Raw genomic sequence first — 16891 nt, forward strand, 5'->3', positions numbered from 1 at the left:
CCCCTCGAAAAGCGCCTCTGCCCGGTTGCGGGGTGGGGAAGGCTCTGCTAGAGACGCGCCAAATCGAAAGACGCATGCACCCGCTTGCGCCCTGGTCGGCATGTGCCGCCCAAGGCAAGGGACGGGTCAAAGACAGCGGAAGGGATGACGTGTCCGAACCAGCTTCGATCTCTCAGGGCATCGCCGGGCGTTATGCGCAGGCCTTGTTCGAACTTGCCAAGGAAGCAAAAGACCTGAAGGCGCTTGAGGCGGATGCCGATGCGCTGGGTGCGGCTCTGGCTGCCAGCCCCGAGCTGGCCGCGATGATCGCCTCGCCGGTGGTCCCGCGTGCCGAGCAGGGCGCAGCCATGGCGGCGGTGGCGGCGAAGATGGGCCTTTCGGCCCTGACCGCCAACACGCTGGCGCTGATGGGTGGCAATCGCCGCCTGTTCGTGCTGCCGCAACTGGTGGCCGATCTCAAGGCGCGCATCGCGACCGAAAAGGGCGAAGTGACCGCTGACGTCACCTCGGCCAGCAAGCTCTCTGCCGCGCAGGCCAAGAAGCTGGCCGAAACGCTGAAGGCCAAGGTCGGCAAGACCGTGAAACTGAACACCACTGTCGATGAAAGCCTCATCGGCGGTCTTATCGTCAAGCTCGGCTCGACCATGATCGACACCTCGGTCAAATCGAAGCTCGCGGCTCTCCAGAATGCAATGAAAGAGGTTGGGTGATGGGAATTCAGGCTGCTGAGATCTCTGCGATCCTTAAGGACCAGATCAAGAACTTTGGCAAAGACGCACAAGTGGCCGAAGTCGGCCGCGTGCTGTCGGTCGGCGACGGTATCGCCCGCGTTCACGGGCTGGACAATGTCCAGGCCGGCGAAATGGTGGAATTCCCCGGCGGGATCCGCGGCATGGCGCTGAACCTCGAAGTCGACAACGTCGGCGTCGTGATCTTCGGTTCCGACCAGGACATCAAGGAAGGCGACACCGTCAAGCGCACCAAGTCCATCGTGGACGTGCCTGCCGGCAATGGCCTTCTGGGCCGCGTCGTGGACGGCCTTGGCAACCCGATCGACGGCAAAGGCCCGATCGCGGCGACCGAGCGTCGGATTGCCGACCAGAAAGCCCCGGGCATCATTCCCCGCAAATCGGTTCACGAACCGATGGCCACCGGCCTCAAGGCCGTTGACGCCATGATCCCGGTTGGCCGTGGCCAGCGCGAACTGATCATCGGCGACCGCCAGACCGGCAAGACCGCTGTGGCGCTCGACACCATCCTGAACCAAAAGTCCTATAACGACGCCGCTGGCGCGGATGAGTCGAAGAAGCTCTACTGCATCTACGTCGCCATCGGGCAAAAGCGCTCGACCGTGGCGCAGCTGGTGAAGAAGCTCGAGGAAACCGGCGCCATCGACTACACCATCGTCGTGGCCGCTACCGCCTCGGACCCGGCTCCGATGCAGTTCCTCGCGCCCTACGCCGCGACCGCCATGGCAGAATTCTTCCGAGACAATGGCCGCCATGCCCTGATCATCTATGATGACCTGTCGAAGCAAGCCGTTGCCTACCGTCAGATGTCGCTCTTGCTGCGCCGTCCGCCGGGACGTGAAGCCTATCCGGGCGACGTGTTCTACCTGCACTCGCGCCTGCTGGAGCGTTCGTCGAAGCTGAACGAAGATTTCGGCGCCGGCTCGCTGACCGCGCTGCCGATCATCGAAACCCAGGGCGGCGACGTGTCGGCCTTCATCCCGACCAACGTGATCTCGATCACCGACGGCCAGATCTTCCTGGAAACCGAACTGTTCTACCAAGGCATCCGCCCGGCTGTGAACACCGGTCTGTCGGTGTCCCGCGTGGGTTCGTCCGCTCAGACCAACGCCATGAAGTCGGTGGCTGGCAAGGTGAAGCTGGAACTCGCCCAGTACCGCGAAATGGCGGCCTTTGCGCAGTTCGGTTCCGACCTTGACGCTTCGACCCAGGCTTTGCTGAACCGCGGCGCGCGTCTGACCGAGCTGATGAAGCAGAACCAGTACTCGCCGATGACCAACGCCGAAATCGTCTGCGTGATCTACGCCGGCACGAGCGGAGCGCTGGACAAGGTCGCGGTCAAGGACATCGGCCGCTTCGAGGCTGGCCTTCTGAAGCACCTGCGCACCACCGGCAAGGCACTTCTGGAAGACATCACCAAGAACGACCGCAAGGTTGCGGGCGATCTGGAGAAAGCCATCAAAGCCGAGATCGCTGCCTTCGCCAAAGACTTCGCGTAACCGGCCCTGAAGGAGAAGGCACATGCCCAGCCTTAAGGACCTTAAAAACAAGATCGCGAGTGTGAAGAACACTCGCAAGATCACCAAAGCGATGCAGATGGTTTCTGCGGCAAAACTGCGCCGGGCGCAGGATGCCGCCGAGGCTGCCCGCCCCTATGCCGAACGCATGGCCGCCGTCATGGGCAGCCTTGCCTCGGGGGTTGGCCAGTCTGCCAGCGCCCCGAAACTCCTCGTCGGCAACGGCAAGGATCAGGTGCATCTTCTGGTGGTCATGACCGCCGAGCGTGGCCTTTGCGGTGGTTTCAACTCGACCATCGTGCGGCTGGCCCGGGCCAAGGCAAGCGAGCTCATGGCCGCCGGCAAGACCGTCAAGATCCTGACGGTCGGCAAGAAAGGCCGCGAGCAGCTGCGCCGCGACCTTGGCGCGCATTTCGTCGGCCATGTCGACCTGAGCGAAGTCAAGCGGATCGGCTATGGCAATGCCCAGTCGATCGCCCGCGACATCCTCGCCCGCTTTGAAGCTGGCGAATGTGACGTGGTGACGCTGTTCTTCAACCGCTTCCAGTCGGTGATCAGCCAGATCCCGACCGCACAGCAGGTCATTCCTGCGGTGTTCGAAGAAGCGGGCGCTTCGGCCCAGTATGACTATGAACCCAGCGAAGAGGCCATTCTGGCCGACCTTCTGCCGCGGGGCGTGGCCACGCAGGTCTTCACGGCTCTTCTGGAAAACGGTGCCTCCGAGCAGGGCGCGCGCATGTCCGCCATGGACAACGCCACCCGCAACGCAGGCGAGATGATCACCAAGTACACGACGATCTACAACCGCTCGCGTCAGGCTGCGATCACCAAAGAGCTTATCGAAATCATTTCGGGCGCTGAAGCGCTCTGACGAACCGGAGAAACACTATGGCAAAAGCACCGAAAGCAGCTGCCACGGCTGGCCGCGTGACCCAGGTCATCGGCGCCGTGGTCGACGTGCAGTTCGAAGGCGCGCTTCCCGCGATTCTGAACGCGCTGAACACCGAAAACAACGGCAAGAAGCTGGTCCTCGAAGTGGCCCAGCACCTGGGCGAGAACACCGTCCGCACCATCGCCATGGACGCGACCGAAGGTCTCGTGCGCGGCGCGGGCGTCACCGACACCGGCGCGCCGATCTCGGTTCCGGTGGGCGACGCGACCCTCGGCCGCATCCTGAACGTCATCGGCGAGCCGGTGGACGAAAAGGGCCCGGTTGAAGCCAAGGAAACCCGCGCCATCCACCAGCCCGCTCCGTCCTTCTCGGAACAGGCCACTGAGTCGCAGGTCCTCGTGACCGGCATCAAGGTGATCGACCTTCTGGCGCCTTACGCCAAGGGCGGCAAGATCGGCCTGTTCGGCGGCGCCGGCGTGGGCAAGACCGTTCTCATCATGGAACTCATCAACAACATCGCCAAGGTGCACTCGGGTTACTCGGTGTTCGCAGGCGTTGGTGAACGGACCCGTGAAGGCAACGACCTTTACCACGAGATGATCGAATCCGGCGTTATCAAGATTGATGACCTGACCGCCTCGAAAGTGGCCCTTGTCTACGGCCAGATGAACGAACCGCCGGGCGCCCGTGCGCGTGTGGCACTGACCGGCCTGACCTTGGCCGAACAGTTCCGCGACCAGTCCGGCACCGACGTTCTGTTCTTCGTCGACAACATCTTCCGCTTCACCCAGGCGGGTTCCGAAGTGTCGGCGCTTCTGGGCCGTATCCCGTCGGCCGTGGGCTACCAGCCGACGCTGGCGACCGACATGGGCGCGCTGCAGGAACGCATCACCTCGACCAAAGCGGGCTCGATCACCTCGGTTCAGGCGATCTACGTTCCGGCCGACGACCTGACCGACCCCGCGCCGGCCACCTCGTTCGCCCACCTTGACGCCACCACCGTTCTGTCGCGCGCCATCTCGGAACTCGGCATCTACCCGGCTGTGGACCCGCTCGACTCGACCTCGCGTCTTCTGGACCCGGCGGTTATCGGTCAGGACCACTATGACGTTGCCCGTTCGGTGCAGGGCGTGCTGCAGCGCTACAAGTCGCTGCAGGACATCATCGCCATCCTCGGGATGGACGAACTGAGCGAAGAAGACAAACTGACTGTGGCCCGCGCCCGGAAAATCCAGCGCTTCCTCAGCCAGCCCTTCGACGTGGCCAAGGTCTTCACCGGGTCGGACGGCGTGCAGGTTCCGCTGGATGTCACCATTGCCTCGTTCAAGGCGGTTGTGGCTGGCGAATACGACCACCTGCCGGAAGCGGCCTTCTACATGGTCGGCGGCATCGACGAAGTGATCGCCAAGGCCCAGAAGCTCGCTGCGGCAGCGGCGTAAGGGGGCATCATGGCAGCCACCCTGCAATTCGACCTCGTCTCGCCCGAGCGGAAGCTTGCTTCCGTTCAGGCGACCGAGGTGCAGATCCCCGGGGCCGATGGCGACATGACGGCGATGGAGGGGCATGCCCCCACCATCACCACGCTGCGCCCCGGCATCCTGAAATCGGTCTCGGCCGAGGGCACCAGGTCCTATGTCGTGACCGGGGGCTTTGCCGAGATTTCGGCGACCGGCGTGTCGGTTCTGGCCGAACGCGCCGTTCCGCTGGACGAGATGACGCCTGCGCTGATGGACCAGCTGATCGCCGATGCCTCCGAGGCGACCGCGGTGGCCTCGGACAAGGACGCCGCCGACAAGGCGATGGCCGATCTGGTGGCGCTGCGCGCCGCCGTCCACGGCTGATCTGCCTGACAGACCTGGAAAGGCCCCGGATTTCCGGGGCCTTTTCCTATGTTGACCCATTCCCGTTTGGGTTGTCTATTGTCTGGCGTTGAGCACAGGATTTTCCATGAAGCGCCTCTCCGCGGGTTCCATCGGCATCGAACAGGGCAGCCGCGTGCTGTTTTCCGATTACGCCGATGGCGGGGTGATGTGGACCGGGCAGGGCGACCGCGAAAGCCGTCATGTGATTTCCTTCAAGGAACACTTCAGCGCCCCGCCCTCGGTGATGGTGTCGATCTCGATGTGGGACACCGACCACGCCCACAACGCCCGCGCCGACCTGACGGCGGAAAAGATCACCGCCAAGGGCTTTCATCTGGTGTTCCGCACCTGGTCCGACACCCGCGTCGCCCGCATCCGCGCCGACTGGATGGCGATTGGCGGCGTGCGGGGCGAGGATGACTGGGATGTGGCGTGACTGTCGCGGTGGGTGAACCCCGCGCTTTGCAACAGGGCAAAGCGCGCGAACCACCCACCCTACGGAAAACCGAAGGCGGCAGGTAGCGAACCACCCACCCTACGGACAAACCGCAGGCGGCAGGTAGGGTGGGTGGTTCCGCGCCCCCGGCGCGGGGTCACCCACCACAGCCTCACCCCCGCGGGTAGAACCCTTCATAGATCGGCACCAGGGTATCGGTCTCGAACAGCGACGACACCGACATGCCGCCCCAGATGTTCAAGATCGCCTGGCCGAACATCGGTGCGGTTGGCACGATGCGGATGTTGGGGCAGGCCTTGACTGCGTCGGTCGGTTCGATGCTGTCGGTGATGACCAGCGATTTCATCACCGAGTTCGTCACCCGCTCCACTGCCGGGCCGGAAAGGACGCCATGGGTGATATAGGAATGCACCTCGGTCGCGCCGTTCTCCAGAAGAACCTCGGCAGCCTTGCAGAGCGTGCCGGCGGTGTCGCAGATGTCATCGACGATGATGCATTTCTTGCCGCTCACGTCGCCGATCACCGTCATGCCGGCGACTTCGCCCGCCTTCTCGCGGCGCTTGTCGACGATGGCCAGGGGCGCGTTGATCCGCTTGGCCAGTTCCCGCGCGCGGGCCACGCCGCCGACGTCGGGCGAGACCACCATCAGGTCCTGCATCTGGCCCTTGAAGTGATGCTCGATGTCCAGCGCAAAGACCGGCGAGGCGTAGAGGTTGTCCACCGGAATATCGAAGAAACCCTGAATCTGGGCGGCGTGCAGATCAAGCGTCAGCACCCGGTCCACCCCGGCCTCGGTCAGAAGGTTTGCCACCAGCTTGGCCGAAATCGGCGTGCGGGCCTTGGCGCGGCGGTCCTGCCGGGCATAGCCGAAATAGGGGATCACGGCGGTGATGCGATCGGCCGACGACCGGCGCAGCGCATCGCACATGATCAAGAGTTCCATCAGGTTGTCATTGGCCGGCCGCGAGGTCGGCTGGATGATATACATGTCCTCGCCGCGGACGTTCTCGAACACTTCGACGAACACTTCGCCATCGTTGAACCGTTCAACCCGCGCATCCACCAGATTGACGCTCATCCCGCGGTGCATCGACATCCGCCGCGCGATGCCCTTGGCCAAGGACAGGTTGGCGTTGCCCGAGATGAGCTTCGGTTCGTTGATCGGCGGCATGGGGGGCACCTTCGGATGGGGGATTCGGGACGTTGACACCGCTTATCACCCGGCTAGGCTTTGGGAAAGTTCAGGGGCGAAAGGGAAAGCGCAAATGGCGCAGATTGACTACTATCTTGCGGTGCAATCGCCCTATGTCTACCTCGCGGGCACCCGTCCGGCTGAAATCGCCGCCCGCCATGGCGCGACGCTGGTTTACAAACCGCTCGACGTCGTGCAGCTTTTCCCGCGCACGGGCGGCAAGGTGCGGGCGGAACGTCACCCCTCGCGCAATGACTATGCCGCGCAGGACCGCGCCCGGCAGGCCCGCAAGCTGGGGCTGAAGTTCGACGATCCGCCACTGTTCGGCGCGGTCAATCCTGCCCCCGCTGCCTATGCCGTGATTGCGGCGCAGGCGGCGGGCGGCGGCGATCTGCCTGGCCTTGTCGCCGCGATCGGTCGCGCGATGTGGGCCGAGGGTCGCGACATTTCCGATGACGAGACGCTGCGCCCGCTTCTGGTGGCGCATGGCTTTGACGCCAATGTCGCCGACCGCGGCATGCTGATGGCGGCCGAGACCTATGCGGCCAATCTGGAAGAGGCGGTGTCGCGCGGCGTCTTTGGCGTGCCGTTCTTCGTCGTGGGCGACCGGAAGTTCTGGGGCCAGGACCGGCTGGACGATCTTGATCTGCATCTGGCCGGAAAGCTCTGAATGACCGGCCCCCTGCCTCCGAACCGCCACTGGGACCGTGGCGGCGCCCGACCCGTGCTGGCGCTGCATTGCAGCCTTGCCCATGCCGGGGCGTGGTCCGGCCTTGCTGCCGCGCTGCATGGGGTGACGCTGACGGCGCTGGATTTCATCGGCCATGGCAAGGCGCGCGATTGGGATGGGGTCGAAGACTACCATCTGGCCGCGACCGCGGAGGCCATCGCGCTGGCGGAAACCCTGTCGCAGGGCCAGCCGATCGACCTTTTCGGCCATTCCTTCGGCGGCACGGTGGCCCTGCGCATCGCGGCGACGCGGCCCGATCTGGTGCGGTCGCTGGTGCTGGTCGAGCCGGTGTTCTTTGCCGCCGCCAAGGTGGCCAACGATCCGGAATGGCCGGCCTTCGTCGCCGATCACCGCGCCTTTGGCGCCCTGGTGGCCAGTGGAAGGCGCGTCGAGGCGGCGCGGCAGTTCCACGCGATCTGGAGCGATGGAACGCCGTTCGACAGCCTGCCGGACCGGATGCAAACCTATCTGGCGGCACGCATCCATCTGATCCCCGCGCCTTGGCCCATGGTGCTGGAGGACGGGCCGGGGTTGCTGGCACCGGGCCGGCTGGAGGCAATCCGGGTGCCGGTGCTTTTGGTCGAAGGCAACCTGTCGCCACCCATCGTCGCGGCGGTGAACCGGGCGCTGGCGCGGCGCCTGCCGCATGCCCATTGCATGACCGTGCCCGAGGCGGGCCACATGCTGCCGATCAGCCATCCGGTGCAGCTCGGGGCGCTGGTCACGGCGCATCTGGCTGCGAGCTGAGCGCCCCCGCAAGACTTCGGCGACAGACGTCGGGCAGTCAGCCGCGCAGCGCCGCGAGGAACTGGTCCACCTCTGCCTCGGTCGTCGACCAGCTTGTCACCAGCCGCGCCCGCTCGCGCCCCATCGGGGAGGGCATGGGATAATAGCTGGCGCCCGCCGCCTCAAGGCTGGCGTGCCGGCCTTCGGGCCATTCGGGAAAGAGCATATTGGCCTCGACCGGATGCAGCAGGTCCACCTCCGGCATCTCCGCCAGCCCCCGCGCCAGTCGGGCGGCCATGGCATTGGCATGACCAGCCAGACGCAGCCAGAGGCCCTCTTGCAGATAGGCCGCCATCTGCGCCGAGAGGTAGCGGTGTTTCGACATCAGATGGCCGGCACGCTTGCGCCGCAACTCGAACTCCCAGGCCTTGGCCGGGTCAAAGATCACCACTGCCTCGACCCCGAGACAGCCGTTCTTGGTGCCGCCGAACGACACCACGTCCACCCCGGCCCGCCAGGTCATTTCAGCCGCCGTCGCGCCGGTGGCGACCAGCGCATTGGCAAACCGCGCGCCGTCCAGCTGCACCGGCACGCCATGGGCGCGGGCGACCCCGGCCAGCGCGGCGATTTCGGAGGCCGAATGCACCGTGCCTGCTTCGGTCACATTGGTGATCGACACCGCGCCGGGCTGCACGCCATGCACGCCCGCGCCCTTGGCGCGCAGGATCGCCGCTTCCAGCCCCTCCGCCGCCATCCGGCCATGAGCCCCGCCGACCGGCACCAGCTTGGCGCCGCCGCTGTAGAATTCCGGCGCGCCGCATTCGTCCTCGGCGATATGGGCGTGGCTGTGGCAGTAGACCGCGCCCCAGGGCGGAGTCAGCAGGGATAGCGACAGCGCATTGGCCGCCGTTCCGGTCGTGACAAGATGGACCGCCGCCTCTGGTGCTTCGAAAATCCGGCGCACAAGATCTCGTACCTGGTCCATCTGCGCCTCGGCGCCGTAGCTGCGGGCGTTGCCCTCATTGGCGCGGGTCAGGGCGGCCATGATTTCGGGGGCGGCCCCGCTCGCGTTGTCGGAGGTGAACCACATCGGCAAAGATCCCCTTCAAAGGTCTTCGTGAAAGACGTAATCGTCCCAGTCATCCTCGGGCACGATCGCCTCGGACACTGTGCGGCCGCGCATCGACTGGCCCGCCTTGTGGGTGCTGTCGGGATCGCCCGTCACCAGCGGGTGCCAGTCTGGCAGCGCCTGGCCCTGCTGCAACAGTTTGTAGGCGCAGGAGGCTGGCAGCCAATAGCTGATGCGCTTCAGGGTCTTGGGGTTCAGCCGGATGCATTCCGGCACATGGGAGAAGCGGTTGGGATAATCGCTGCACCGGCAGGTTTCGTTGTCGAGCAGCCGACAGGCGACGCGGGTATATTCCACCTCGCCGGTGTCTTCGTATTCGATCTTGTTCAGGCAGCACTTGCCGCAGCCGTCGCACAGCGCCTCCCATTCGGGGGCGGTCATCTTGGAGAGCGGGACGGTTTCCCAGAAGCGGGGGCGGAGATCGGTCATGGCGGCAGACTGGCCTTTGGCGGGCGAAAAGGAAAGGGCGATTTCCGGCCGGAAATCGCAGCCGGAATTCGTATGAATTCCGCCATCAGACGGCAGAAAGGATGTCCCGCGCCCGGGCGCAGTCGGCGGCGATCTGGTCGATCAGGCCTTGCAGCCCGTCGAACTTCATTTCGGGGCGCAGGTATTCGACCAGCGCCACCGAAAGGTGATGGCCGTAGAGATCGCCCTTGAAATCGAAAAGGAAGGTTTCAAGGTTGGGGATCGCGCCGCCGAAATGCGGCCGGACCCCGAGCGAGGAGGCCCCGAGATAGCTGCCCGCCTGCGGGCCGGTCAGCACGTCGACCTTGACGGCATAGACGCCGAAACGCGGCAGGTGCAGGCCCTGAACGCTCATGTTCGCGGTGGGGAAATTCAGCTCGCGGCCACGCTTTTCGCCGTGGATCACCTCGCCATCAATGCGGTGCCAGTGGCCGAGCATGGCGGCGGCCTCGCGCGGGGTGCCGACGGCCAGTGCCTGCCGGATCGCGGTTGACGAGATTTCCCGGCTGCCGTGCTGGACCAGATCCGAGATGGTGACGGCAAAGCCGAACGCGCGCCCCATGGCTTGCAGGTCGGCGGCCTTGCCCTTGCGGCCGGCGCCAAAGCAGAAATCGGCGCCGACGACGACATGCGAGACACCAAGCCCGCCGGCCAGCACGTCGCGGGCAAAGGCTTCGGGGTCGAGGTTGGCCATCGCCTGATCGAAGGGCAATTCAAACAGCGACTGCACGCCAAGCTTGGCCAGCCGATTGGCCCGCGCCTCGGCGTTCATCAGCCGGAAGGGCGGCGCCGAGGGCGAGAAGAACTCGCGCGGGTGGGGTTCGAAGGTGACGACGCCAAGGGGCGCGGTGCCGCGCGCCAGGTCAATCACCGCCTGATGGCCCAGATGCACGCCGTCGAAATTGCCCATGGCGACCGAAGCGCCGCGCGCGCTCGCCGGAATGTCAGCCCAAGTCTTGATGATCTGCATCTTGCCCCGTGCGCCTTGACTGGTGCGACGGGCCGCCCCGTCAGTCGAACTTGCGGCTGGGCGCCAGAACCAGCGCCTCGCCCTTCAGAACAACCGTATTGCCCACTGCGCAATGGGTTTCAAGGGTCACGCGGCGGCGGGAATGGTCAATCGCGGTCACTTTGACCACGGCTTCGACCATATCGCCGGGGCGGACGGGGGCCATGAATTTCAGTGACTGGCCGAGATAGACCGTGCCATGGCCCGGAAGCTGCTCGCCGATCACCGCCGAAATCAGCCCCGCGGTCAGCATGCCGTGGGCGATGCGGCCCTGAAAGATGGTGTCCTGGGCATAGGCGTCATCCAGATGCACCGGGTTGCGGTCGGTCGACACTTCGGCAAACAGCTCGATGTCGCGATCGGTCACGACCTTGCGCAGATTGCGCGTCATGCCGATTTCAAGATCTTCGATGCAGATCGTGCCGCGGGGCATATTGTCCAGCATGGGGTGATTCCCGTTCATGATGTGTTGCAGCATAGCCGATGCTGCAACGCAGAACAATATAGACGCGAAGCATTCGTGCTGAAATGCGACGAAAGGCGCAATTTTGTTACAATGCGGATTTCAGCCCAGATGCGGCATCGCCCAGGTCGGATAGATCTGCTGCCCGGCGATCCATGCCTCCAGCAAGGCCTTGTCGGGCCGCGCGGCATCCGGCCCGAAGGCCGCCGCCGCAATGCCCCCGGTGATGAACAGCGTGTCCAGCCCCTCGGCCATGCCGCCTTGAATGTCGGTGGCGATGCCATCGCCGACGCAGAGGATGCGCGGGTATTCAAGGCCAAGCTGGCGGCGGGCGAGGTCATAGATCGGCGGATGCGGCTTGCCGAAATACAGCGCCGTGCCGCCCATCGTCTCATAGGCCTGCGCCAGCGCGCCGGCGCAGTAAAGCCGCTTGTCGCCCAGATCGACGATGATGTCGGGGTTGGCGCAAAGTAACGGCAGACCGCGGGTCTTGCCCAAAAGCAACTGCGCGCGATAGTCGTCGGGCGTCTCGGTCAGGTCATCGACCAGCCCGGTGCAGACGATGCCCTCGGCCTCCTGCATTGTCACCCGTTCGGGCGCCACCGTGCCGGGCGGCAGGACGGTGAAGAAGTCCTCGTCCTTCGCCGCGCCGATGTGGAACACCCGGCGCCCCACCGCGCCTTCAAGCATTGCCGATTGCGCCGCATCGCCTGACGACACTACCAGATCCCAGGCGTCGCGTGGCACGCCCATGCGGTCAAGCTGGGCGATCACGGTGGCGTTCGGGCGTGGGGCATTGGTCACCAGGGCCACCATGCTGCCGCCGGCGCGAAAACCCTTCAGGGCGGAAACAGCCTCGGGGAAGGGGGTCTTGCCATTGTGCAGGCAGCCCCAGAGGTCGCAGAACAGCGCGTCATAGCGGTCGGCAATCTCGGCAAGCGAGGAGATGAGCTGGGTCATGGGGCCTCCGGTGTTTCGCCGCTTTTGGCATGGCTGGCGGGCCGCTGCAAATGGCGCGTTGCGGCGGGCCTCGGTGTCAGATATCATTTATGGAATATGAATGAGGTGCCGCATGCTGACCCGTCGTTTCCTGATCTCCAGCCTTGCCCTGCTGCCGCTTGCCGCCACAGCGCAGGCCGGTGCCTATGAGGCCCAGCCCCTGTCGGTGGCCGAGATGCAGGCGGGCGGCGGGCTGATCGTCGACATCCGCACGCCCGAAGAATGGGCCGAGACCGGGGTGATCGCCGGGGCAAGGCTCGTCACCTTTGAGGGCGCGCAGGGGTTCATCGCGGCGGTCGGGCCAGATCTGGCCGATGGGCGCGACCTGATCCTTGTGTGCCGCTCGGGCCGGCGGTCCGCCGCTGCGGCCGAGGCGCTGCAGACGATGATCCCGAACCGCATCATCTCGGTCGAGGGCGGCATGGCCCGCCTGATCGACGCGGGCTATCGGACCGTTCAGCCGCAATGAAGAAGGCCGGGCAGGAGCCCGGCCTTCGGCAGTCTTTCCGCCAGCCGTGATTACAGCTTCAGCGCCGGGATGATCTGCTTCTTGCGGCTCATGATGCCCGGCAGCACGACGGTATCCCCCGAAACCTTGGCCCCGAACGAGGCTTCGGCCATCTGCTTGACCAGATCGTTCGGCACCAGAAGGGTGGCTTCTTCCTTCAGGATGTCGACGACGAACAACAGCACCTGATCGGCGCCGTCCTCTTTCGCCACATCGACCATCGAGGCCATCAGGCTGGCCTTGCGGTCCAGCACCACCTTCGGCGCGGTGGTTTCCAGCACCGAGACGCGCAGTTCCTTGCCGGCGACGCTGTATTCCTTGCTGTCCATGCGCAGCAGTTCCGCATCCGAGAAGGACGACACGTCCGACTTGGCGGCGAACATGGCGGCGGCGAATTCCGGGATGTTCACGCCCAGATCGGCGGCCAGTTTTTCGGCCACGGCGCGGTCATGCGGAGTCGTGGTGGGCGAGCGGAACTCCAGCGTGTCCGACAGGATGCAGGTCAGCATCGCGCCCTTGATCGCCTTCGGCGCCTTGGCCACGTCGGCGCCCATCAGGTCGTGCATGATGGTGGCGGTGCAGGCGAGCGGGCGGATGGTGATGTCGATCGGGGTCTTGGTCTTGATGCCGCCGACCAGCATGTGGTGGTCGATGATGGCCTGAAGCTTGGCCTCGTTGATCGAGGGCGGCAGTTCGGCGGGGTTGTTGGTGTCGACGATGACAACCTTGTCGTCGGCGGTCACGTCCGCAATGATCGCGGGCTTTTCCAGACCCCAGTGCTTCAGCATGAAGGCGGCTTCGGTGTTCGGCTCGCCCAACAGCACGGCCTTGGCGGGGGTGTTCTTCACCTCGGACAGATACCAGGCCCAGGCGATGGGCGAGCCGGTGGAATCGGTGTCGGGGGATTTGTGGCCGAAAACGAGCGTGGTCATGGCAATACCTCAGGGATGGCGGTTTCGCGGGGCTTATAGGGGCGGGGGCGCGGTTTGTCACGGGGGCGAGGAATGCCGGCGACGAATTGCTGCGTTGCAGCAACAGGCAGTCAGGGCTGCGGCGTCCTGCTTTCGGTCAGGATGAACCAGCCGACGGCGGCCATGACCAGCGCTCCGCCCGCCAGCGTGGCCGCCGAGGGGGTTTCGGCATAGACCAGCCAGACCCAGAGCGGCGTCAGGGGCGTCTCCAGCGCGCCCATCAGCCCCGTCACCACCGGGGCGGCCCGGCGCGAGCCGTAGATGAACAGCGCAAAGCCGAGGGTGGAGTTCGCCAGTCCGAAACCTGCCATCAGGGCGACATTTCCGGGGGTGACGCCGGCCAGCGAGGCAAAGGGCAGGCAGGCCAGCGGCGCCCAGACGGCCGAAACGATCCCGGCGGCAAGCGCCGGCATTTCGGGGCGGGCGCGGGCGATGACGATGATCGTGGCCATGGCGGCGGCCATGCCAAGCGCCATCAGATCGCCGATCAGCCGCCCGTCGCCGCCGATGCCCACCATCACCGCCGAACCTGCCAGCGCCAGCGCCGAGGCCGCCATCGCCACCCGGCTTGGGCGCTCGTGCAGCACCAGCCAGCCAAGGGCGGCTGCGGCAAAGGGGACGGTGGCGTAGATGATCGCGACATGGGCAATGGTGGTGGCCTTGAGCGAACCGACGAACAGCAGCATCCCGAGACCGGAGCAAAGCGCATAGAACCAGCCCGCCCGGCCAAGGCGGGCAAAGTCGCCCAGCCCGTCCCGGCCCTTCATCAGGAGAAGTGTCACCAGCAGCCCCGCTGCGCCAAACAGCCCGCGCCAGAGGATGACGGTGGGGGTGTCGAGCGGGATCGCCCGGGCGAACAGACCCGAGGTGGACCAGGCCAGCGTCGCGCCGAACAACAGAAGAAGCGCCTTGCGGTCCATCAGTAGGGCCGCGGCGCTTTGGGCAGGCCGGCCCATTGGCTCGGCTCGTGGCCGTAGATGATCTCGGCCCCGGTGGCGCGGGCCAGTGCCTCCAGCCGATGAAAGCTTTGCATCGCGCGGACGGGATCCTTGGCATCTGCAAAGCCTTCGTCCGGTTCCGAGATGCGGTTGATGGCGTCGGCGGCAAGGATCACCTGCCGGCCGTCGGGCAGCGCCAGATGGGCCGAGAGGTGCCCTGGCGTGTGGCCGGGGGTGGGCAGCAGCGTGACGCCCTCGCAAAGCGGGGTGTCGTCGGAAATGGTGTGATAGCGCGCCTCGGGCCAGTCCAGCGGCCGCACATCGAAGAAATAGCAGGGCTTTTCTTCGGCGCGCTCCACCCCGGTCAGCACGATCATGGCATGAGAGAACCGGGGCAGGCTGCCGACATGGTCGATATGGCCATGGCTGAGGATGACATGCGAAATGTCCCCGGCTTGCAGGCCCAGCAGGGCAAGCTGGCCCTCGGCAGTGTTCGCTGCGCCAAATTCCACAAAGGCGCCAAAGCGTTGCAAGCCGTCGCGCGCCGCCGTCGCCTCTGGTGCAGTGACGTAATCGGGCGGAAAGCCGGTGTCGAACAACACCCGCGCGCCCAGATCGGTTTCCAGCAGGAACCCCGGGATACCGATGATCCGCTGGCCCGGGCCGACATCGAACAGGCCGAAATCCAGCACGAACAGCCGCGAGAGTTGGTGGCCCGGCAAGATCGCAGGCCGGGTCATTTGAACGACAGTCTTTCCACCGTGAAGCCTTCGGCTTCCAGCAGGGCCAGCACCCCTTCTGGCCCCGACAGATGCAGCGCGCCAAAGGCCGCCAGCACCGGCCCCTCCGCCACCGCAGCCGTCAGAACCGGCACCCAGCCGCGGTTCCGGTTGATCATCATCGCCGCTTCCATCATCGCGAATTCATGCGCCACCTGCTCTGGCGTATAGCCTTCGACCGTCAGCGCCATGTCGCGGCTGAATTCCCAGATCAGCCGGGGTTCTTCGGCGAAATAGGCCTCGGCCATGGTGACCGACAGATCCTCGGAGCGCTCCTCCAGCGCCAGCGCAGCGGTGATCATCGACAGCTGGTCCGTCCGGTCGAGCGCATCGAAGATGCCGAAGATCGTGTCATAAGGCTCCAGCGCCTTGACCGGCAGGCCGCGCGCCTTTGCCGTCTCGATCACCATGGCATCAAGGCCGCGATCCGCGCCCATGGCGTCCAGCGCGCAGGGCGGGATGGACAGGAGCATCGACAGATACCAGGGCTGCATCTTGGCCGCCATGAACCCCGGCACGCCACGGGCCTGCATGGCGGCGGAAAGCTTGCCCCAGACCTGCGGCGGCAGGAGTTCGGGCAGGGTGGGGCCGTCGGTGATGACCATGAGGCCCGGTTCCCGTGCCAACCGGGCCTTCAGCGCCGACAGTTCCTCAGGCCCGGCTTCGACCAGCACGGTCCTGGCCGTTGCAAAGGCCGGGGCCAGCCGCTCCAGCGTCCCGGCATGGCGCGGGTCGTCCATGTGATAGGTGCCGATCAGGGTGATCTCCTGCCCCTGCCGCGTTGCCCGCCAGAAGTTGCCTTGGGCGAAAGGCACGGCATGGCTGCGCTGCATCAGCGCCGCGCGGTCAGCCTCGGCCAGAGTTTCGATCAGGTTTTCCCCGACGCATTCGGCGCCGGCGGGCAGGGCAAGGCCCAGAAAACAAAGGAGAAGTGGAAAAAGACTGCGGAACATGGAGGGCTCGGCGGCTAAAGAGGGCAGGGGCCGCTGCATGGCGCTCCTGCGGTGGCAGCGTCGCATGGGCCGGGGCGAAGGCCAAGGGGAAAGCCCGGCCCGGGCCGCGAGAATTTTCGCTGATCTGGCGTTGACTCATCGTGCGCATATGCCTAATTCATGCGCCGTTAGCACTCGTCAAACCTGAGTGCTAATCCCATTCAAACCTGGAAACCCAAGGGAGTGTTACCAGATGGCTTTCAAACCGCTTCACGACCGCGTTGTCGTGCGCCGCGTCCAGTCCGAGGAAAAGACCAAGGGCGGGCTGATCATCCCCGATACCGCCAAGGAAAAGCCCGCTGAGGGCGAAGTCGTCGCTGTCGGCGAAGGCGCGCGCAAGGATTCGGGCGAACTGATCGCGATGTCGGTCAAGGCGGGCGACCGCGTTCTGTTCGGCAAGTGGTCGGGCACCGAAGTCACCCTGAACGGCGAAGAGCTGCTGATCATGAAGGAAAGCGACATCATGGGGATCATCTCCTGATCCCGCGCGGGCCGGGTTGAAAACCCGCC

At 65.4% G+C, this 16891-nt stretch carries 20 protein-coding genes; 10 read left to right on the forward strand and 10 right to left on the reverse strand.

All coding sequences use genetic code 11. The features are described 5' to 3' along the window. The first annotated feature begins 149 nt into the window (after positions 1-149). The 6 genes from G4Z14_RS10465 to G4Z14_RS10490 all read left to right on the forward strand — a co-directional run bounded on the left by G4Z14_RS10465 (position 150) and on the right by G4Z14_RS10490 (position 5456). Complete coding sequence (locus G4Z14_RS10465; protein WP_164625438.1) at positions 150-710, forward strand: F0F1 ATP synthase subunit delta; 561 nt, start codon at positions 150-152, stop codon at positions 708-710. Beyond that, positions 710-2248, forward strand: coding sequence for a F0F1 ATP synthase subunit alpha (gene atpA / locus G4Z14_RS10470; RefSeq protein WP_164625440.1), 1539 nt, complete (start codon positions 710-712; stop codon positions 2246-2248). The genes G4Z14_RS10465 and atpA overlap by 1 nt, the downstream gene beginning before the upstream one ends. 22 nt (positions 2249-2270) lie before the next feature. Beyond that, positions 2271-3137, forward strand: coding sequence for a F0F1 ATP synthase subunit gamma (locus tag G4Z14_RS10475; RefSeq protein WP_164625442.1), 867 nt, complete (start codon positions 2271-2273; stop codon positions 3135-3137). Positions 3138-3154: 17 nt separating this feature from the next. Then, positions 3155-4597, forward strand: coding sequence for a F0F1 ATP synthase subunit beta (gene atpD / locus G4Z14_RS10480; RefSeq protein ID WP_164625444.1), 1443 nt, complete (start codon positions 3155-3157; stop codon positions 4595-4597). A gap of 9 nt (positions 4598-4606) precedes the next feature. Next, positions 4607-4999, forward strand: a complete 393-nt coding sequence (locus G4Z14_RS10485; RefSeq protein ID WP_164625446.1) for a F0F1 ATP synthase subunit epsilon — start codon at positions 4607-4609, stop codon at positions 4997-4999. A gap of 106 nt (positions 5000-5105) precedes the next feature. Continuing rightward, positions 5106-5456, forward strand: coding sequence for an H-type lectin domain-containing protein (locus tag G4Z14_RS10490; protein ID WP_164625448.1), 351 nt, complete (start codon positions 5106-5108; stop codon positions 5454-5456). A gap of 172 nt (positions 5457-5628) precedes the next feature. Here the strand turns inward: G4Z14_RS10490 and G4Z14_RS10495 are convergent, their stop codons facing one another. Further along, complete coding sequence (locus G4Z14_RS10495; protein WP_164625450.1) at positions 5629-6648, reverse strand: ribose-phosphate pyrophosphokinase; 1020 nt, start codon at positions 6646-6648, stop codon at positions 5629-5631. A 94-nt stretch (positions 6649-6742) separates the two neighbouring features. Here G4Z14_RS10495 and G4Z14_RS10500 point away from each other — a divergent pair, with 94 nt between their 5' ends. Both G4Z14_RS10500 and G4Z14_RS10505 read left to right on the forward strand, forming a co-directional pair. After that, a complete protein-coding gene (locus G4Z14_RS10500; protein WP_164625453.1) occupies positions 6743-7339 on the forward strand; it encodes a 2-hydroxychromene-2-carboxylate isomerase in 597 nt (198 codons plus the stop codon). Then, on the forward strand, positions 7340-8146 hold the full coding sequence (locus G4Z14_RS10505) for an alpha/beta fold hydrolase (protein ID WP_164625455.1): 807 nt from the start codon (positions 7340-7342) through the stop codon (positions 8144-8146). A gap of 37 nt (positions 8147-8183) precedes the next feature. Here G4Z14_RS10505 and G4Z14_RS10510 read toward each other — a convergent pair whose 3' ends face one another. From G4Z14_RS10510 to G4Z14_RS10530, 5 genes are all read right to left on the reverse strand, one after another. Continuing rightward, positions 8184-9215, reverse strand: a complete 1032-nt coding sequence (locus tag G4Z14_RS10510) for a threonine aldolase family protein (RefSeq protein WP_164625457.1) — start codon at positions 9213-9215, stop codon at positions 8184-8186. Between the two features lie 15 nt (positions 9216-9230). Further along, positions 9231-9683 carry a YcgN family cysteine cluster protein gene (locus G4Z14_RS10515; protein WP_164625459.1) on the reverse strand — a complete coding sequence of 151 codons (453 nt, stop codon included), beginning with the start codon at positions 9681-9683 and terminating at the stop codon, positions 9231-9233. A gap of 85 nt (positions 9684-9768) precedes the next feature. After that, positions 9769-10692 (reverse strand): bifunctional riboflavin kinase/FAD synthetase, encoded by a 924-nt coding sequence (locus tag G4Z14_RS10520; RefSeq protein ID WP_164625461.1) that lies wholly within the window; start codon positions 10690-10692, stop codon positions 9769-9771. 40 nt (positions 10693-10732) lie between these two features. Then, positions 10733-11176 carry a MaoC family dehydratase gene (locus G4Z14_RS10525; protein ID WP_164625463.1) on the reverse strand — a complete coding sequence of 148 codons (444 nt, stop codon included), beginning with the start codon at positions 11174-11176 and terminating at the stop codon, positions 10733-10735. Positions 11177-11296: 120 nt separating this feature from the next. Further along, positions 11297-12154, reverse strand: coding sequence for a TIGR01459 family HAD-type hydrolase (locus tag G4Z14_RS10530; RefSeq protein WP_164625465.1), 858 nt, complete (start codon positions 12152-12154; stop codon positions 11297-11299). Between the two features lie 112 nt (positions 12155-12266). Between G4Z14_RS10530 and G4Z14_RS10535 the strand changes: the two genes are divergently transcribed. Next, positions 12267-12662 carry a rhodanese-like domain-containing protein gene (locus tag G4Z14_RS10535; protein WP_164625467.1) on the forward strand — a complete coding sequence of 132 codons (396 nt, stop codon included), beginning with the start codon at positions 12267-12269 and terminating at the stop codon, positions 12660-12662. A 50-nt stretch (positions 12663-12712) separates the two neighbouring features. Here G4Z14_RS10535 and G4Z14_RS10540 read toward each other — a convergent pair whose 3' ends face one another. From G4Z14_RS10540 to G4Z14_RS10555, 4 genes are all read right to left on the reverse strand, one after another. After that, a complete protein-coding gene (locus tag G4Z14_RS10540; protein ID WP_164625468.1) occupies positions 12713-13633 on the reverse strand; it encodes a manganese-dependent inorganic pyrophosphatase in 921 nt (306 codons plus the stop codon). A gap of 110 nt (positions 13634-13743) precedes the next feature. Then, entirely contained in the window at positions 13744-14592 is an 849-nt protein-coding gene (locus G4Z14_RS10545) for a DMT family transporter (RefSeq protein WP_164625470.1), read from the reverse strand. Continuing rightward, a complete protein-coding gene (locus G4Z14_RS10550; protein WP_164625472.1) occupies positions 14592-15350 on the reverse strand; it encodes an N-acyl homoserine lactonase family protein in 759 nt (252 codons plus the stop codon). Before G4Z14_RS10550 ends, G4Z14_RS10545 begins: the two co-directional genes overlap by 1 nt. After that, positions 15347-16342: a TraB/GumN family protein gene (locus G4Z14_RS10555; RefSeq protein ID WP_164625474.1), complete on the reverse strand. Its 996-nt coding sequence runs from the start codon at positions 16340-16342 to the stop codon at positions 15347-15349. Before G4Z14_RS10555 ends, G4Z14_RS10550 begins: the two co-directional genes overlap by 4 nt. A gap of 232 nt (positions 16343-16574) precedes the next feature. On the opposite strand from G4Z14_RS10555, the gene groES reads away from it, so the two are divergent. Further along, positions 16575-16862: a co-chaperone GroES gene (gene groES / locus G4Z14_RS10560; RefSeq protein WP_164625477.1), complete on the forward strand. Its 288-nt coding sequence runs from the start codon at positions 16575-16577 to the stop codon at positions 16860-16862. Positions 16863-16891 lie beyond the last annotated feature (29 nt).

Source organism: Tabrizicola oligotrophica (assembly GCF_011008935.1).
Classification (GTDB): Bacteria; Pseudomonadota; Alphaproteobacteria; order Rhodobacterales; family Rhodobacteraceae; genus Tabrizicola_A; species Tabrizicola_A oligotrophica.

Coding starts and splice junctions, on each gene's coding strand:
- atpA (WP_164625440.1), top strand. CDS start 710: ATGGGAATTCAGGCTGCTGAGATCTCTGCGATCCTTAAGGACCAGATC.
- G4Z14_RS10475 (WP_164625442.1), top strand. CDS start 2,271: ATGCCCAGCCTTAAGGACCTTAAAAACAAGATCGCGAGTGTGAAGAAC.
- atpD (WP_164625444.1), top strand. CDS start 3,155: ATGGCAAAAGCACCGAAAGCAGCTGCCACGGCTGGCCGCGTGACCCAG.
- G4Z14_RS10485 (WP_164625446.1), top strand. CDS start 4,607: ATGGCAGCCACCCTGCAATTCGACCTCGTCTCGCCCGAGCGGAAGCTT.
- G4Z14_RS10490 (WP_164625448.1), top strand. CDS start 5,106: ATGAAGCGCCTCTCCGCGGGTTCCATCGGCATCGAACAGGGCAGCCGC.
- G4Z14_RS10495 (WP_164625450.1), bottom strand. CDS start 6,648: ATGCCGCCGATCAACGAACCGAAGCTCATCTCGGGCAACGCCAACCTG.
- G4Z14_RS10500 (WP_164625453.1), top strand. CDS start 6,743: ATGGCGCAGATTGACTACTATCTTGCGGTGCAATCGCCCTATGTCTAC.
- G4Z14_RS10505 (WP_164625455.1), top strand. CDS start 7,340: ATGACCGGCCCCCTGCCTCCGAACCGCCACTGGGACCGTGGCGGCGCC.
- G4Z14_RS10510 (WP_164625457.1), bottom strand. CDS start 9,215: ATGTGGTTCACCTCCGACAACGCGAGCGGGGCCGCCCCCGAAATCATG.
- G4Z14_RS10515 (WP_164625459.1), bottom strand. CDS start 9,683: ATGACCGATCTCCGCCCCCGCTTCTGGGAAACCGTCCCGCTCTCCAAG.
- G4Z14_RS10520 (WP_164625461.1), bottom strand. CDS start 10,692: ATGCAGATCATCAAGACTTGGGCTGACATTCCGGCGAGCGCGCGCGGC.
- G4Z14_RS10525 (WP_164625463.1), bottom strand. CDS start 11,176: ATGCTGGACAATATGCCCCGCGGCACGATCTGCATCGAAGATCTTGAA.
- G4Z14_RS10530 (WP_164625465.1), bottom strand. CDS start 12,154: ATGACCCAGCTCATCTCCTCGCTTGCCGAGATTGCCGACCGCTATGAC.
- G4Z14_RS10535 (WP_164625467.1), top strand. CDS start 12,267: ATGCTGACCCGTCGTTTCCTGATCTCCAGCCTTGCCCTGCTGCCGCTT.
- G4Z14_RS10540 (WP_164625468.1), bottom strand. CDS start 13,633: ATGACCACGCTCGTTTTCGGCCACAAATCCCCCGACACCGATTCCACC.
- G4Z14_RS10545 (WP_164625470.1), bottom strand. CDS start 14,592: ATGGACCGCAAGGCGCTTCTTCTGTTGTTCGGCGCGACGCTGGCCTGG.
- G4Z14_RS10550 (WP_164625472.1), bottom strand. CDS start 15,350: ATGACCCGGCCTGCGATCTTGCCGGGCCACCAACTCTCGCGGCTGTTC.
- G4Z14_RS10555 (WP_164625474.1), bottom strand. CDS start 16,342: ATGTTCCGCAGTCTTTTTCCACTTCTCCTTTGTTTTCTGGGCCTTGCC.
- groES (WP_164625477.1), top strand. CDS start 16,575: ATGGCTTTCAAACCGCTTCACGACCGCGTTGTCGTGCGCCGCGTCCAG.